Origin of the sequence: Jiangella alkaliphila (assembly GCF_900105925.1) — a bacterium.
In the GTDB taxonomy this organism is placed as follows: domain Bacteria; phylum Actinomycetota; class Actinomycetes; order Jiangellales; family Jiangellaceae; genus Jiangella; species Jiangella alkaliphila.
In genome coordinates this window covers 3,066,897-3,083,209 of sequence record NZ_LT629791.1, presented here as the reverse complement: position 1 = coordinate 3,083,209, position 16,313 = coordinate 3,066,897, and the positions used below count along the sequence as shown (strand labels likewise).

11 protein-coding genes are annotated in these 16,313 nt (G+C 74.7%); all 11 read right to left on the bottom strand.

What is annotated here, in order from left to right; all coding sequences use genetic code 11:
• Positions 1–14 precede the first annotated feature (14 nt).
• Complete coding sequence (locus BLV05_RS14275) at positions 15–1,697, bottom strand: metallophosphoesterase (RefSeq protein WP_046767385.1); 1,683 nt, start codon at positions 1,695–1,697, stop codon at positions 15–17.
• Positions 1,698–1,708: 11 nt separating this feature from the next.
• Positions 1,709–3,340 (bottom strand): PucR family transcriptional regulator, encoded by a 1,632-nt coding sequence (locus tag BLV05_RS14270; RefSeq protein ID WP_046767386.1) that lies wholly within the window; start codon positions 3,338–3,340, stop codon positions 1,709–1,711.
• Positions 3,341–3,527: 187 nt separating this feature from the next.
• Positions 3,528–4,637 (bottom strand): o-succinylbenzoate synthase, encoded by a 1,110-nt coding sequence (gene menC / locus BLV05_RS14265; protein ID WP_172860647.1) that lies wholly within the window; start codon positions 4,635–4,637, stop codon positions 3,528–3,530.
• Positions 4,634–5,464 (bottom strand): GNAT family N-acetyltransferase, encoded by an 831-nt coding sequence (locus tag BLV05_RS14260; RefSeq protein ID WP_197683652.1) that lies wholly within the window; start codon positions 5,462–5,464, stop codon positions 4,634–4,636. Before BLV05_RS14260 ends, menC begins: the two co-directional genes overlap by 4 nt.
• A 32-nt stretch (positions 5,465–5,496) precedes the next feature.
• Entirely contained in the window at positions 5,497–6,636 is a 1,140-nt protein-coding gene (locus BLV05_RS14255; protein WP_046767388.1) for a M20/M25/M40 family metallo-hydrolase, read from the bottom strand.
• Positions 6,633–7,415, bottom strand: a complete 783-nt coding sequence (locus tag BLV05_RS14250; protein WP_197683651.1) for a serine hydrolase — start codon at positions 7,413–7,415, stop codon at positions 6,633–6,635. Before BLV05_RS14250 ends, BLV05_RS14255 begins: the two co-directional genes overlap by 4 nt.
• A 97-nt stretch (positions 7,416–7,512) precedes the next feature.
• The gene (locus BLV05_RS14245) at positions 7,513–10,815 is read right to left on the bottom strand and encodes a serine hydrolase (protein WP_046767389.1); all 3,303 of its coding nucleotides are present in this window, start codon (positions 10,813–10,815) and stop codon (positions 7,513–7,515) included.
• Positions 10,812–11,783: an oligopeptide/dipeptide ABC transporter ATP-binding protein gene (locus tag BLV05_RS14240; protein WP_046767390.1), complete on the bottom strand. Its 972-nt coding sequence runs from the start codon at positions 11,781–11,783 to the stop codon at positions 10,812–10,814. Before BLV05_RS14240 ends, BLV05_RS14245 begins: the two co-directional genes overlap by 4 nt.
• Positions 11,780–13,678, bottom strand: a complete 1,899-nt coding sequence (locus BLV05_RS14235) for a dipeptide/oligopeptide/nickel ABC transporter permease/ATP-binding protein (protein WP_152690625.1) — start codon at positions 13,676–13,678, stop codon at positions 11,780–11,782. Before BLV05_RS14235 ends, BLV05_RS14240 begins: the two co-directional genes overlap by 4 nt.
• Positions 13,678–14,676 (bottom strand): ABC transporter permease, encoded by a 999-nt coding sequence (locus BLV05_RS14230; RefSeq protein ID WP_197683650.1) that lies wholly within the window; start codon positions 14,674–14,676, stop codon positions 13,678–13,680. Before BLV05_RS14230 ends, BLV05_RS14235 begins: the two co-directional genes overlap by 1 nt.
• Complete coding sequence (locus tag BLV05_RS14225; protein WP_046767391.1) at positions 14,673–16,283, bottom strand: ABC transporter substrate-binding protein; 1,611 nt, start codon at positions 16,281–16,283, stop codon at positions 14,673–14,675. The genes BLV05_RS14230 and BLV05_RS14225 overlap by 4 nt, the downstream gene beginning before the upstream one ends.
• Positions 16,284–16,313: the final 30 nt, after the last annotated feature.

Genomic DNA, 16,313 nt, shown 5'->3' with positions numbered 1-16,313 from the left:
GGCAGAATTCCAGCCTATCCGGCGCGGCCCCCGGGCCCGTCGACCAGGACGGGTGGCTCGGCCAGCGTGGCGTGCAGCGGGTCGGCCGGGACGATCCAGGGCGTGCCCGGCGCGCCGCCGGGGTCGGCCCGCCAGTCGTGCGCCACCCGGTCGACGGCCACCGGGTACACCGTCAGCGACCCGTCGCGGCCGATGTGGAAGCGCAGGAAGCTCTTGTGGTCCTCGATGCCCATGCCCGCGTACAGCTCGTTGACGTTGACGTCGAAGTGCCGCGCGACCAGCAGGTATGCGCCGACGACCCAGCTGTCGAGGACGCCGATGACCGGGCCGTAGACGGCGAAGGCCAGCAGCGTCGCCCAGGGGTTGGCGAGGTCGGACAGCGGCAGCGCCGACCACGCCACCGCTCCCCCGGCGGCCAGCGCCACGTGCGGTACCGCGTGGGCCAGCGCCGCGACGATGTGCTTGCGGTTGCGCACCCCCAGGACCAGCGTGAACACGGCGGTCCCGACCAGCACGGCGGTCACGCCGGTGACCGTCGCCGGGGTGATCAGGTGGTCCGGCGACGTCACGAACGCCAGCATGAGCAGCGTCTGCATGAGCCCGAGCAGCCAGACGAAGCCAGGATTGCGCCGCGGCAGCCTGGCGAACACCTGCCAGCCGAGCCGCCGCGACGCCGGCCGCGACGGGTAGGCGCCGGCCAGCTCGTACCGCTGCGGGGTGCTGCTCCGGCGGGTGATGGTCTCCTCCGGCGGGACGGCGACGGCGTCAGGCAGGTGGTCGGTGCCGACGAGGTAGGCGCCGCCTCCGCCGCAGGTGAGCAGCTGCCGGCCGCGTCCGTCCGGGCCGTCGCCGGTGTAGCGCGCGTAGTGGTGCATGTCGCCGGCGAGCAGCAACGGCACCCGGGCGCCGGTCGGCTCGATGACGGTGCGGATGAAGTAGTCGACGCTGTCGTAGGCGTCGGGCCGGTCGTGCGTCTTCACCCAGGACGGCTGGGCCGGCACGAGCACGATCCGGTCCTCCGGCGTCAGCCGCTCGGCCACGCGGCCGAAGTAGTCCAGCTGCGGCTCGTCGATGTACGACGACAGCTGGATGTCGACGGCGAACACCCACCAGCGGTGCGGCAGCTCCAGCGCGAAATAGCTGCGCGCCTGCCTGGTGCGCCAGCCACCGATGGTGTCGCCCTGCGCGAACAGCCGCAGGAACGCCGTCAGCCCGTCGTACCAGTCGTGGTTGCCGGGCAGCGCGTACAGCGACGGGGAGTCGGCGGCGACGTCGGGCAGTGCGGCGTAGTACGGGCCCTTCCACCGGTTCTCGTAGGCCGGGCTGGACGCCGTCGGGTACACCTGGTCGCCGCCGAGGACGAGCAGCTCGCCGCGCGGCAGCAGCCGGCCGTCGTCGAGCATCAGCTCGGGCCGGGCCAGCAGCGACGCGACCGAGTACGTGGCGTCGAAGCCGTCGCCGAGGTCGGCGGTGTAGTCGAACCACAGCTCGTCGGCGGCGGAGTGGTCGAACGTGCGGTCCGGCAGCGCGGCCTGCAGCTCGCGCTTGTCCATGTAGCCGCCGAACAGGTAGGCGAGCAGGACGCGGACGGCGGTGCCGGCGAGCAGACCTGGGTTGAGCCAGGGCACCGGCCGCTGCCGCACGAACCCGATCTCGGCCGGGCTGAGGTCGCGCGGCCGGGCCGCGGGTTCGGGCATGGGACCAGACCTTACGAGTCGGGCGAAGGGTGATCAACCATCGCCCGCAGCCGCAGTTCCAGCATGGCCGCGAACCGCGCGTCGGGGTCGGCGAGATCCAGCGCGCCGATCTCGCCGACCCGCCGCAGCCGGTACCGGAACGTGTTGACGTGCACGTGCGTGGCCGCCGCGGCCGCCGTCACGTCGCCGAACGCCTCCAGCCAGGCCCGCAGGGTGCCGACCAGCTGCGAGCGATGCCGCTGGTCGTACGCCGCCAGCCGCGCGACCGGCCCGGTCGGCACCCGCCGCTCGGCCGCCATGGCGCTGCCCAGCTCGAGCAGGAACGCCGAGGTCTGCACGTCGGTGAGCCGGGCGACCCGCGACCCGACCGGCCGGGCCCGCAGCACCCGGACCGCGCGGTCGGCGTCGGCGCGCGACTGCGGCAGCTGGGCCGGCCCGGCCGCCACGGCGCCGATGCCGACGACGACGTGGCTGCGGGCGCCGATGCGGCTGAGGAACTCCTCGGCGACGGCGACCGCCCGCAGGTCCGCGCCCTCGCCGTCGCCGGCCAGCGGGATGACGCCGTAGACGACGCCGCCGACGAGCGCGACCGCCGACCGCGGATGCACGGCGGCCAGGTGCAGCGCGAACGCTCCGGCGACCCGTTGCAGGTCGGCCTCGACGCTGGACGGCTCGGTCTCCTCGCCGGGCACGGCCAGCGCCAGTACGCAGGCCGGTCCGCCGGCCAGGCCCAGCCGGCTGGCGGCCTCGCCCGCCGCGGGCCCGCCCTCGAGCACCGTCGCGACCAGCTCCGCCCGCAGCCGCCGCTCGACGTCGGCGCCGGCACGATGCCGCAGCATATGCAGCGCGACCAACTTGGCGGCGTCGACGAAGGCCTGCTCGCGCTCGGCGCTCAGCGGCTCCTTCACCGCCGCCCACATGGAGCCGAGGATCTCGTCGCCGGCCCGGACCCGGATCGCCACCCGCGGCAGTTCCGCCCCGTCGATCTCCGGCAGGTACACCGGCCGGTCGGACGAGTACAGCGCTCGGAAGGCGCCCTGCTGCTCCAGCTGCCGCAGGTAGCGCTCGGGCACCTGGCGGCCGAGGACGGTCTCCTTGCGCGACTCGTCGGCGCGGTCCTGGTCGGCGGAGAACGCGATGACGCGCGAGTTGAGGTCCTCGATGGTCAGCGGCGCATCCAGCAGCGCCGACACCGCCCCGGCCAGCGCGAACAGGTCGCCCGCCCCCACGCCGGCCAGCGTCTGGTCATCCACCCCGCCGAGGTCGTCGACCGCCAGCAGGCTGCGCAGCAACGCCGCCACCTGCGCCCACGAGGCGCCGCGGGTCAGCCCGAACAGCACCAGGCCCTCCTCGGCGACCGCCCGCCGCGCGTCGGCGTCGATCTCGACCGGCACCCTCAGCACCAGCCCGACGGCGCCGTCGGCCGCGACCGCGCGCACCACGTCGGCGATCTCGGCCGACGCCGCCAGCCCGACGCCCAGCACCAGCGCGCCGTCAGGCATCGACGGCGGGTCGAGCGGGTCGTGGATGACCACCCCGCCCACCGACCGGCTCGAGTCGACCCGCCCGGCCACCACCTCGAGCAGCGTCGACCCGAGGTCGTCGAGGACGCGGCCGAGCGTGGCCCTCGGTCGCCGGGGCATGCGCAACACCTCTGAACCCAAGCACGTGGACAACAGGCAGGAGTTCGTCGAACTCTACAATCCACGCCGCCCGCTTGGTGCGCTGACACGAACGCCGGGGGCCGGATCGGGCCACTTTGCAATGAGCACCTATACGCACCGGTGCGTATAGGTGCTCATTGCAAAAGCAGCCGAGCAGCGTCTCCCATCAGGCGGCCGGGAGCCAGGTGGTGGAGGTCGTGAGGGCGGCGAGGACGTCGGGGAGCGGCTCGACGCCGAGGCCGGGTCCGGACGGGACCGCGACGTGGCCGTCGGCCAGGACGAACGGCTCGGTCACGTCCTGGGCGAAGTACCGGTCCGACGCCGAGGTGTCGCCGGGCAGGGTGAAGCCGGGCAGGGCGGCCAGCGCGACGTTGGCGGCGCGGCCGATACCGGTCTCCAGCATGCCGCCGCACCAGACGGCGGCGCCGTGCGCCTGCGCAAGGTCGTGGATGCGCCGCGCCTCGAGGTAGCCGCCGACCCGGCCGGGCTTGACGTTGATGATGCGGCAGGCGCCGAGCAGCAGCGCGTCGGCGGCGTCCTTGGCCGACTCGATCGACTCGTCCAGGCAGATCGGGGTCCGGATCAGCTGCGCGAGCGAGGCGTGCTGGCGCAGGTCGTCCTCGGCCAGCGGCTGCTCGATCAGCAGCAGGTCGAACTCGTCCAGCGCGGCCAGCACCCGCGCGTCGGCCAGTGTGTAGGCGGCGTTCGCGTCGACCTGCAGCAGCAGGTCCGAGCCGAAGCGCGACCGCACCGCCTCGACCGGCGCGACGTCCCAGCCGGGCTCGATCTTCAGCTTGATCCGCAGGTAGCCCTGGTCGAGATAGCCCGCGACGGAGTCGAGCAGGGCGGGCACCGAGTCCATGATCCCGACGGAGACACCGGCGGGTACGCGGTCGCGCACGGCGCCGAGGTACGACCCGAACGACTCGCCGCGGGCCCGCAGCCACGCGTCCAGCACCGCCGTCTCCAGCGCGGCCTTCGCCATGCGGTGCCCACGCACCGGCTCCAGCAGCCGCGCGACGTCCAGCGGGCCGACGTCGCCGGTGGCCAGCAGCCGCGGCGCGAGGAACCGCTCGATGACCTGCGCGGCCCCGTCGGCGTACTCGGGCGAATAGAGCGGCTCACTCATCGCGACGCACTCGCCCCAGCCGTCGCCGTCGGGCGTTGCGGCGCGGACCAGCAGCACGTCGCGGTCGGTCTCGACGCCGAACGACGTCCGGAACGGCGCCACCAGCGGCATCGCGATGCGGCGCAGCTCGAACCCGGTGATCTTCACGCGCCTGCCCTCTCCACGACGTACATCCCCGGCCGGGTGAAGCCGGCCACCCGCGCGCCGCCGCCGATCAGCTCGCCGAGCACGTCGCGCATCGCCGCGCGCCACTGCCGGGCCGTCTCGGGGTCGGCCGCGCGCAGCGACTCGATGTCCGGCGGCGTCGCGACCAGCAGCCGCGGCGCCCGCGCCCACGCCGACCGGGGTGCCACGAGCGGCCGGCCGGACGGCGACTCCGTCAGCGCCGCGACGGCATCGGGCGGCGCCACCGCGCCGGTTCCGCCGCCGGCCGCGGTGGCCGCCGCCACCTCCGGCGCGTCCAGCCGCCATCGCGTCAGCAGCCGGTCGCTGCCCTGGCCGCCGTTGATCGCGTCGTCCATGTCGCCGTAGAAGTCGACGAGGTAGTCGCTCGGGCGCGCTTGCAGCTTGGCCAGGTTGAAGTAGGCGTTGCGGCGCACCAGCGGGTCGAACGTCCAGGTGATCTCGCTGAGCCCGTGCGCGAGCGCCCACTCCCGCTGGTGCGCCTTGAGCGCGAACCCGACGTGCCGGCCGCGGGCTGCGGACGAGACGCCGGCGACGTGCGAGTGCAGCGAGCGGCCCGGCGGGGCGGCGAAGAACCCGACGCAGGCGCCGATCAGCTCGTCGCCGTCGTAGGCGCCGGCGACGTAGTTGCCGGCGTGGGTGAGCGCGCGCAGGTGCTCGACGGTCACGGGCGGGTTGGACCGGTCCGGCTGCCAGATCCGGTCGAACAGCGCGTAGACCTCCTCGAGGTCGCCGAGCGCGGACAGCTCACGGATGGTCAGTCGGGCGACGGTGGCGGGCTGAGCAGCCATGTCGTCGATGATCCTCCGCTCCGGACGGCCCGTCATGGTCGTCCGGCCCCATCCACGGCGGCCCGGTTCGTCCGGCCGGACGAGCCCGCGCGGACGGCGTCGACCAGACCGGCGAGCAGCGCGGCCCGCCGAGGCAACTCGTCGACGACGACGTACTCGCCCGGCGCGTGCGCCCCGGCCCCGACGGCGCCCAGCCCGTCCAGCGTCGGGGTGCCGTCGCCGGCGACGATGTTGCCGTCGGAGGCGCCGCCCACGTGCGCCGACGTCAGCGGCCCCAGCCCCAGCCGGTCGGCCACCTCGACGGCGAGCGCGTACAGCGACGCCGACGACGACGGCTCGAACGGCGGGTGCCGCGGCCCCGGCACCACGTCGACCCGCGCGCCGTCCAGCACCGGGCGCAGCGCGGCCAGGCCGTCGTCGACCCGGCGCGCCTCGTCGGCGGTCGGCACCCGCGCGTCCACGTGCACCGACGCCGTCCCCGGGACGGTGTTCGCCGTGGTGCCGGCGGCCGTCAGAGTGGGGGTGACGGTGGCGCCGTGCGGCCCGCGGTCCAGCGCGGCGATCGCGTGGATCTGGTGCGCCAGTTCGACCGCCGCGTTGACGCCGTTCCACGGCTCCAGCCCGGCGTGCGCCGCCCGGCCGGTGACGTGCACCTCGTACCAGGCGACGCCCTTGCGCGCGGTCTTCAGAGCGCCACCGTCGGCCGACGCCTCCAGCACGAACGCCGCCTCGGCCCGGGCCGCCTCCTCGTGCAGCAGCGGCCGCGACGTCAGCGCGCCCAGCTCCTCGTCGCCGGTGACCAGCACGGTGATCCCGTCCAGCGACGACAGCCCGGCCAGCGCGTGGAACAGCTGCACCAGCCCGGCCTTCATGTCGAAGCAGCCCGGCCCGTAGGCGCGCCCCTCCGACACCCGCCACGGGTGCTCGGCCAGCGAGCCGACCGGCCAGACGGTGTCGTGGTGGCCGAGCAGCAGGACGCCGGGCGGCCCGAACCGCCAGCGCAGGTGCGTCCGCCCGTCGACGACCAGCCGCTCCGGCGCGGCGCCGGTCAGCCGCTCCCCCAAGGCCGCCACGCCGTCCGCCGACGCCGCCACCGCCGCGCGGTCGGCCGACGGCGACTCGCACTCCACCAGGGTGCGCAGGTCGGCGGTCATCGCCGCCGCGGTGCTCATCGGGCCGCCCGCAGGTGGTCGACGGCGATCCGCGCGGCCGTGCCGATGACGGCGTCGGCGGCCGGGTTGCGGAACTCGCCGCCGGGCAGCCGCAGGAACACCGCGACGGCGAACGTCGCGCCGTCGGGGTACTCGACGACGCCCACCTCGTTGCGCACGTGCGACAGCGTGCCGGTCTTCCCGCTCACCTTCACATCATCGTCCTGAAATCCCGAGGTGAGGCGGTGCGGCCAGACCTGGAGTGCCATGATCCGGCGGATCTCCTCGCCCGCAGCCGCGGGCAGCCCGTCGGCGGCCCAGATCCGCCGCAGCAGCGTCGTGGTCTCGCGCGGCGTGCTGCGGTTGGTCGTCCTGGGGTCCAGGACCGCGTCGAGACCGTCCGCCTCGATCAGCCGGAACAGCCCGGCGCAGTCCTCTTCCAGCACCGTCCCGGGCAGACCCAGCTCCACCATCAGCGCGTTGATCCGGTCGCGGCCGAGCAGCGCCATCAGCGCGTCCGTCGCGTGGTTGTCGCTGACGCTCATCATCAGGTACGCGACGTCGCGCAACGACAGGTCCGCGTCGTCCAGCATCACCGACAGCCCGGTCGGGCCGAGCGTCCGCGCCCCGGCCGGCACCCGCAGCCGGTCCGCCGGCTCCCGCTCCCCGGTCGCGAACTGCCGGCACAGCTCGACCAGCACCGAGACCTTGAACACGCTCGCGGTGACGACCGGCGCGTCCGGCTCGACGCCGACCTCGACGCCCGACCCCACGTCCACCGCGTGCAGGAACCCGGTCACGCCGGCAGACGCGAACGCAGCTGTCAACCTCGAGACTGCCGTCTGACCTCGCGGTCGGCGGTAAGTCGTCAGCGCCCCCTCCACGTCGCACACGGAGTCAGGAGACCTTCGGCGTCGCGCGGGCCCCGAGGTGCACGTACGGCGTGCCGTCGGCCAGCTGGTAGAACGTCACCGGCATCCAGGTCTCGTTGCCGGGCAGCCGGGTCACGTACAGGCCGTCGCGCACCGGCACGAGGTCCAGCTCCTTCGGCTCCTCGTCCAGCCCGGCCAGCTCGCGGGTCATCGTCATCTTGAGCTTCGCTCCGGTCTCCGCCTGCCAGACGTCCAGCCGGACGCTGGTGCGCTCGTACGTCCCGACGTACGGCGTGAGGTCGGCGTCGACCGGTTCGGCCGGCGGGGACAGCGGCGTGGTCATCTCGACGCCGGCGACGTCCCCGCAGATCTCCCGGATCAGCGTCTCGTACAGGTCGCGGGTGTGCCCGCCGTTGGTGAGCAGCGTGACGGCGACGTCCTGGTCCGGCAACACGCGCAGGAACGCGGACTGCCCGATGGTGTTGCCGTCGTGGCCGATCAGCCGGGTGCCGTTCCAGTCCATCCGGAACCAGCCCAGGCCCCATGAGTCGGCCAGCGTGTACGGGTCGGGCAGCCGGACCTGGTCCTCGCGCATGGCCGCGGCGGTGCCCTCGGCCAGCACGCGGGTGCCGTCGGCGGCCACCCCGCCGGCCAGGTGCATGCGGGCGAACGCGAGCACGTCGGCGACGGTCGCGGTGATCAGCCCGGCCGGGCCGGCGGAGCGCGGCAGAACCCAGATCGGCGCGCGGCGGTACGGCTCGTCCTCCTCGTGCACGTGCCCGACGGCGGTCCGGTACAGCAGCGCGTCGTCGGGCAGCGTCACCGTGTGGGTCAGCCCGAGCGGCCCGTAGAGCAGCTCGCGCATCGCGACGTCCCAGGTCTGGCCGGTGAGCTTCTCGATCACCCGGCCGGCCGTGGTGAACCCGGAGTTGCAGTACGACCACGTCGCGCCGAGCGGGTGGTTCAGCGGCAGCCCGGCCAGCGCCGCGACGTACTTCTCCAGGCAGTCGTCGCCGCGGCCGGTGTCGAGGAAGAAGTCGCCGTCGATGCCGCTGGTGTGCGTCAGCAGGTGCCGCATGGTGACCCGCGCCGTGGTCTCCTCGTCGGCCAGCTTCAGCTCCGGCAGGTACGTGACGACCGGCTCGTCGAGGTCCAGCTTGCCGGCGTCGGCCAGCGCCATGACGACGGTCGCGGTCCACACCTTCGTGATCGAGCCGATCTGGAACAGCGTGTCGGTGGTGACGTCGACGCCGGTGTCGACGTTCGTGACGCCGAACGCCAGCTCCAGTGTCTCGGCGCCGCGGGCGATGCCCAAGGTCGCGCCGGGGACGCGGTACTTCTCAGCCAGCTCGTCCAGGCGGCGCTGCCAGTGGTCGCGGTCGAGGGTCGCTACGGGGGTGGACGTCATCGGGGTCTCCTTCTTCGACGTGTGCTGCGTGACCCAGTCGACGATGCGGCTGGCGTAGTCGAGCCGGTGCGACGGACGCCCGGCCAGGATGAACAGGTGCGACGCGCCCGGGTAGAGCACCAGCCGGGCCGGCACGCCGCGGGCGCGCAGCGCGGCGAACCACTGCTCGGCCTGCCCCGCCGGGCACCGGTCGTCGTTCAGGCCGTGCAGCAGCAGCGTCGGCGTCGTCACGTCGGCGACGTTCGTGTACGGCGACTGCGCGGCGGCGTTCTCGGGGTCGGCGAACGGGAGGGCGGTCTCGTACGCGGCCAGGTAGTGCCCGGCGTCGGAGGTGCCGGCGAAGCTGGTGATGTCGGTCAGCGAGCCGCCGGGCACCGCGGCGGCGAACCGGCCGGTGCGCCCGGTCAGCCAGCAGGTCATGTAGCCGCCGTAGCTGTACCCGGTGACGGCCAGCCGGTCCGGGTCGGCGACGCCCTCGGCCACCAGCTGGTCCAGCGGCTCCAGGAAGTCGCGCTCGTCCGCCAGCCCCCAGCGCCCGGCCGCGGCGGAGAAGAACGCCTCGCCGTAGCCGTCGCTGGCCCGCGGGTTGAGCAGCAGCACCGACCAGCCCTGCCGCACCAGCTGCTGCTGGTAGGAGTGGCCGCCGTCGGGCACCGGGCTCCACGCGTTGTGCGGGCCGCCGTGGATGTCCAGCAGCAGCGGCCTGGCGCCGGTCGCCGCGGCCGGGCGCAGCAGCCACCCGTGCACCTCGGTGCCGTCGGAGACGGTGAAGACCCGTTCCTCCGCGACCGGCAGCTCCAGGCCGGCCGGCGAGTGCGCCGTCAGCGTCGTCTCGGCCCCGGTCGCCACATCGACCAGTGCGACCTCGCCGTACGAGCCCGGCCCGCCGACGACGACCGCGGCCCGCTCCCCCGCCACGGACAGCCCCGACACGACCCGGCCGGCGCCGCCGAGCAGCGGCCGCACCGGTCCCCCGTCCACGCCGACGGCGTACACGTGCGTGCAGCCGCGGTCGCGAGGGCAGAAGACGATGGTGTCGCCGCCGGACGCGAGCTGCGGCAGCCCGCCGGGGTAGCCGGGTCCGCCGGGCATGACGTTGCGATCCAGCTCGGCGGCCAGGTCGACCGCCTCGCCTCCGTCCAGCGGGACGCGGAACAGCCGCTGGTGCGCGACGGCGACCTCCCGCTGGCCGACCACGATCAGCGCGCCGCCGTCCCGGGTCCAGGTCACCGGGCCGGCGGCGCGCAGCTCTCCGACCGGCGCACCCAGGCGCACCGCGCCCTCGGTCGCCGGCACGACGTAGACGGACGACGCGCCGGTCAGGTCGGCGTCGGCGGCGGTCACGGCCGGGAACGCCAGCCGCGTCCCGTCCGGCGACCACGCGGGCGCCCCGGCGCTCCAGTCGCCGTCCGTCACCTGAGTCGTGGCGCCGGTCCCGACGTCGACCACGTGCACGTGCTGGCGCAGGCCACGCAGCAGGCCGGCGCCGTCGGCCTTGTAGGCGAGCCGGTCCAGCACGATCGGGTCGGTGTCCTTCTGGCCGGTGGTGTCGACGGCGGCGGCGAACGCGATGCGGGTGCCGTCGGGGCTCCAGACCGGCGCGCCCGCGCCCCTCGCCAGGTCGGTCAGCGCGACCGGCTCGCCGCCGGCCAGCGGCAGCAGCCACAGCTGCGGCGGACCGTCCGCCGCGCGCAGGAACGCCAGCCGCGTCCCGTCGGGCGACCAGGCGGGTGAAGCGTCGGCGCGGCCGTGCGTGAGCCGCCGCGGCTCGCCGCCGCCCGCGTCCACCAGCCACAGCGACGACACGTTCTCGTCCGCCTCGGCGTCGCTGCCCTTCAGCACGTAGGCCACGCGCGAGCCGTCCGGCGACAGCGCCGGTTCGGCGGGGACGACCAGGGCGAGGATGTCTTCAGGGGTCATCCGGCCGGCACCTCCAGGGTCTCGGATGCGAAATGGCAGGCGGCTCGGTGCGGCCGGTCGGCCGCGCCGGGCTGCGGGTCGGTCTCGGCGCAGATCGTGCGCTCCGGCCGGGTCAGCGGTCCGATCGGGCAGCGACGGTGGAACCGGCAGCCCGCGGGCGGGTCGTGCGGCGACGGCGCCTCGGCGTCCAGGCGGGTGTCGTCGGCGGGGACGGGGTCGTCCAGCGCGACGCCGAACGCCGGCGCCGCGTCCAGCAGCGTGCGGGTGTACGGGTGCCGCGGCGCGGACAGCACGGCGTCGGCCGGGCCGGCCTCGACGATGCGGCCCAGGTACATGACCGCGATGACGTCGCTGACGTAGCGCACGACCGACAGGTTGTGCGAGATGAACAGGATCGTCAGGCCCAGCTGCCGCTGCAGGTCGCGGACCAGGTTGAGCACCGAGCCCTGCACGGAGACGTCGAGCGCCGAGGTTATCTCGTCGGCCAGCACGACCTCGGGCTCGGCGGCCAGCGCGCGGGCCAGCGCGACCCGCTGCCGCTGCCCGCCGGAGAGCCCGGACGGCAACGTCCTCGCCCGGGCCGGGTCCAGGCCGACCAGCTCGAGCAGCCGGGCCACCTCGGCGGTCCGGGCGGCGCGGCGGCGCCGGCCGGGCAGCGCCTCGGCGATCGTCTCGCCGATGGTCATCCGCGGGTCCAGCGAGGCGTGCGGGTCCTGGAAGACCAGCTGCAGCCGGCGCCGGTCGCGGCCGGTGCGCAGCGGCGCGCCGTCCAGCCTGATCTCGCCGCCGGACGTCGGGACCAGCCCGACGGCGGCCTTGGCCAGCGTCGACTTGCCGGAACCGGACTCGCCGACCAGCCCCACCACGGAGCCCGCCGGGACGGTGAGGTCGACGCCGTCGACGGCGGTCAGCGCGGATCGGCCGGTCCCGAACCGGACGGTGGTGCCCTCGAACGACAGCTCCCTCATGCCTGGCCTCCTGTTACGGCGTCCAGCGCCAGGTCCAGCGGCTGCGTGCGCGGGTGCCAGCAGGCGGCCCGCTGCTCCGGCGCGACGGCGTCCAGGCCGGGCCGCACCCGGCAGGCGTCGTCGGCGAAGTCGCAGCGCGGCGCGAACGCGCAGCCCTCCGGCCGGTCGGCGGGGTCCGGCGGGCGGCCCGGGATCGTCGCCAGCGGGCGCTCGCGGTCGGTCGCCAGGTCGGGGACGGACGCCAGCAGCGCGCGGGTGTACGGGTGGGCGGCCGCGCCGAGCCGGTCGACCGGCAGCTCCTCGACCACCCGGCCGGCGTACATGACGACCACCCGCTCGCACAGCTGCGCGACGACGGCGATGTCGTGCGAGATCAGCACGACGGCCGCGCCGGTCTCGGCCTGCACGTCCTTGAGCAGCCGGAGCACCTGCCGCTGCACGGTGACGTCGAGGGCGGTGGTCGGCTCGTCGGCGATGATCAGTTCCGGCGTGCTCATCAGGCCCATCGCGATCATCGCTCGCTGGCGCATGCCGCCGGAGAACTCGTGCGGATACTGGTGCGCCCGCCGCTCCGGCGCCGGCACCCGGACCGTGCGCAGCCGGTCGACGGCGCGGGCGAGGGCCGCGCGCTTGCCCTGGCCCTCGCGCACCCGGGTCACCTCGGCCAGCTGCCCGCCGATCCGCATCGACGGGTTGAACGAGGTCATCGGGTCCTGGAACACCATCGCGACCTTGGTGCCGAGCAGCTCGCGCACCTGCGCGTCGGGGTGGCCGAGCGGCGCGACGCCGGCCACCTCCAGGCGTCCGGCGGTGACGTGCGCGGAGTCGGGGGCGAGCTGGGCGACGGCGAGCGCGGTGAGGCTCTTGCCGGAGCCGGACTCCCCCACGACACCGACGGTCTCGCCGCGACGGACGGTGAGGCTCACGCCGTCGACGGGGTGGGTCCAGCCGCCGCCGGGCGCCGGGAAGCCGACCCGCAGGTCGTGGGCGGACAGGACGGCCTCGCCCGCAGCGTCGGTGCCGGCCTCGGCCGCCGGCGCGGGCACTGCCGGCGGCTGCCGCCGTCGCACCGCACGCACCCCGACCACTTGCGCGATCGACTCGCCGAGCAGGGTGAAGGCGAGCCCCGCGACGACGACGGCGACGCCGGGCGCCAGCGCCGCGGCCGGGTTGATGTAGATGCGGTCCAGTCCCTCGCCGAGCAGCCGGCCCCAGTCGTACGCGGGCGGCTGGACGCCGAGGCCCAGGAACGACAGCCCGGCGAACGCCAGCAGCGCGCCGCCGGCCAGCACCGTCGCGTTCACCACCAGCGGCTCGCCGATGTTCGGCAGCAGGTGCCGGGCGATCAGCCGGAACCGGCCGACCCCCGCCACCCGCGCGGCCGCCACGTAGTCCCGTCCGGACACCGCCGCCACGTTCGTCTGCACCAGCCGGGCGAACGACGGCGCGCCGGCCAGGCCGATCGCCAGCACCGCACCGCGCGCGCCGACCCCGAAGACGACCGCGAAGAACAGCGCCAGCAGCAGGCCGGGGAACGCGACGGCCAGGTTCACGGCCGCCGTCACCAGCCGTCCGGCCCGCCGTCCGAGCACCGCCGGCAGCACGCCCAGCAGGACCCCGACGCCGACGCAGATCGCCGTGGCCAGCAGCGCGAGGCCGAGCGAGTACCGCGTCGCGACCAAGACCCGCAGCAGGATGTCGCGGCCGAGCGCGTCCGTCCCCAGCAGGTGCTCGGAGGTGGAGCCCTGCGACAGCGCCGCCGGGTCGGTCTCCTCGGCCGCGTCGCCCCAGATCATCGGCGCCACGATCGCCAGGACTGCCAGCACGGCCAGCAGGCCCGCCGCCACCGCGCCGACCGGGTTGCGCAGCGCGGCCCGCCACTGTTCGCGTCGCATCAGCCCTCCCGGATCGTCGAGCGCGGGTCGGCGACCGCCAGCAGCACGTCGACGACGAGGTTCACCAGCAGCACCGCGGCGCCGTAGACCAGCACGATGCCCTGCACGACCGGGTAGTCCTTGGCCAGGATCGACGAGACGATCGTCATGCCCATACCGGGCCAGGCGAACACGTTCTCGACCAGCACCGTGCCGACGATCATGCCGCTGAGCAGCAGCCCGCCGATGGTCAGCGTCGAGGTCAGCGCGTTCGGGAAGACGTGGCGCAGGTACACCCGCAGGGGCGGCAGCCGTTTGGCCCGGGCGGTGCGGACGAAGTCCTCGTCCATCACGGCGAGCGCCTCGACCCGGACGATGCGGGCCATCAGCAGCGCCGGCCCGAGCGACAGCGCCAACACGGGCAGCACGTACGACGACGCGTCGCCGCGCCCGGCCACCGGGAACCAGCCCAGCGAGACGCCGAACACGAACACCAGCCCGACGGCCAGCAGGAACTCCGGGATCGCCGCGACCACCGCGCTGGTGGAGGTGAAGCCGAGCTCGGTGCCGCGACGCCGACCGCCGCGGGTGAGCACCGCCATCGCCAGGCCGAGCGGGATGGCGGCCAGCATCACCACGACGAACGCCACGATCGCCAGGCTCGCGGTGGCCGGCAGCCGCTGGCCGATCGTCTCCGACACCGGCACCCCGGACGTCATCGAGACGCCGAGGTCGCCGGAGAACAGCGACCGCACATAGTCCACGAACTGCACGCCGATCGGGTCGTTCAGCCCGAGTGCTTCGCGCCGCGCCTCCACCAGGTCCGGCGGCGCCGTGACGCCGAGCGCCGCCCGCACCGGGTCGCCCGGGATCAGGTGGATCATCCCGAACGCCAGCGTCACCAGCACCGCGAGCGACACCAGCAGCCGGCCCAGCCGGCGGGCCAGGAAGGCGGCCCACGGGTTGCCCGCCCACGCCGCCACGGTGGACGGCGCGGGTGGTGCGACGGGAGCCGTCACGGGGCCGACAGCCGGATCGTCGCCGGAATCGGGCCGTCACCGCCGCGTTCGACCGTGACGCCGTCCAGGAACAGCGGGATGGTCTCGTCGGCGAACAGCAGCACGTCGTTCGCGGCGAACAGCGCCTGCTCCGCCTCCATCCATTTGTCGCAGCCCTCCTGGCCGGGCAGCGTCATCGCCTCGGCGACGGCGGCGGCGTACTCCGGGTTGTCGATCGAGGCGAGGTTGACCCCGCCGTCGGCCGGCGTCGCGCCGGACAGGAACGGCACCATCTGGTTGGGCAGCCGCAGGTTCACCGGCAGCAGCGCCGCGCCCCACGCCCCGGTGCCGAAGACCACCTCGTTGTACTCAGTCGGCGGCAGGCCGCGCGTGGTGGCGGCGACGCCCAGCTCGGTCCACGTCGACGCGATCAGCTCGGCCGCGGCGGCGGTGGTGTCGCCGCGGGTGCTGTTGTAGATCAGCTCCAGCTCCAGCCGGGTGCCGTCCTGGGCGCGCACCCCGTCCGAGCCGGCCGTCCAGCCGGCCGCGTCCAGGGCCGCGGCGGCCGCATCGGCGTCGTGCTCCGGCAGGTTCCCGTCGACGGCGTCGTAGCGGCAGGCCACCGGGTCGATGACGGCGAGCGCCTCGGACCGCTGCCCGTAGCCGCCGGTGATCACCGACATGAGCTCCTCGAAGTCCAGCGCCTGAGCCAGCGCCGCACGGACGGCGTCGTCGGCGCCGGGGTTGCCCGCGGCCTGGTTGAAGAACAGCTCGCCGACGACCGCGCGCAGGCTGACCTCCTCGTAGGTCTGCTCCAGCCGCTGCCGGTCCGGGCCGACGACGGAGGCGGCGTTCAGCTCGCCGGACAGCAACAGGTTCGCCGCGGTCGACTCGTTCGCGATGACGCGGATGTCCACCGTCGCCGGCGTCCCCGGGTCGGCGGCCGTGATGCCGTCGGGACCCCACGTGTAGTCGTCGCGGCGCTGGAAGGTGTAGTGGTCGTCGCGGGCCACCTCGGTCAGCTCGAACATCCCGGTTCCGATGCCGTCCTCCTCCAGCAGCGACGGGTCGTCCAGGCCGGCCCGGCAGGCGATGAACAGGTCGCCGGTGCTCTGCAGCAGGAACGGGTCCGGCGCCGGCACGGTGATGGTGACGGTGCGGGCGGCGTCGTCGGCGGTCGCGGTCATCGCGGCCGGCACCAGCACGCCGCGCACCGGCGAGACGTTCGCGTCGTCGACCACGAACTGGAAGTTCGCCGCGACGTCCGAGGCCGTCAGCGGGGTGCCGTCGGAGCAGGTCACACCGTCGCGCAGCGTGTAGGTGACGGTGTCGGTCGTGACCTCCCACGACTCCGCCAGCCACGGCAGCTCCTCGCCGTCGACGGTGAAGTAGACCAGCTTGTCGTACAGGTAGTTGTCGATGGCCCGGGTCGCCGCGAGCACCGTCAGATGCGGGTGCAGGTTGCCCGGGTCGGCGGCGACCGCGGTGGTGAACGTCCCGTCGACGACGGGTTCGGCCTCGCCGCCCGCCGTACCGGACCCGCCGGCGTCACCGTCATCGGAGCCGCCGCAGGCCGCGAGGAGCAGCGTCAGGGCCGCGGCGAACGTGACCTTCCGGCGTATGCGCATGACGACTCCTTCGGGAGAGCAGGGTGGTCC

Coding starts and splice junctions, on each gene's coding strand:
- BLV05_RS14275 (WP_046767385.1), bottom strand. CDS start 1,697: ATGCCCGAACCCGCGGCCCGGCCGCGCGACCTCAGCCCGGCCGAGATC.
- BLV05_RS14270 (WP_046767386.1), bottom strand. CDS start 3,340: ATGCCCCGGCGACCGAGGGCCACGCTCGGCCGCGTCCTCGACGACCTC.
- BLV05_RS14260 (WP_197683652.1), bottom strand. CDS start 5,464: ATGGCTGCTCAGCCCGCCACCGTCGCCCGACTGACCATCCGTGAGCTG.
- BLV05_RS14255 (WP_046767388.1), bottom strand. CDS start 6,636: ATGAGCACCGCGGCGGCGATGACCGCCGACCTGCGCACCCTGGTGGAG.
- BLV05_RS14245 (WP_046767389.1), bottom strand. CDS start 10,815: ATGACCCCTGAAGACATCCTCGCCCTGGTCGTCCCCGCCGAACCGGCG.
- BLV05_RS14240 (WP_046767390.1), bottom strand. CDS start 11,783: ATGAGGGAGCTGTCGTTCGAGGGCACCACCGTCCGGTTCGGGACCGGC.
- BLV05_RS14235 (WP_152690625.1), bottom strand. CDS start 13,678: ATGCGACGCGAACAGTGGCGGGCCGCGCTGCGCAACCCGGTCGGCGCG.
- BLV05_RS14225 (WP_046767391.1), bottom strand. CDS start 16,283: ATGCGCATACGCCGGAAGGTCACGTTCGCCGCGGCCCTGACGCTGCTC.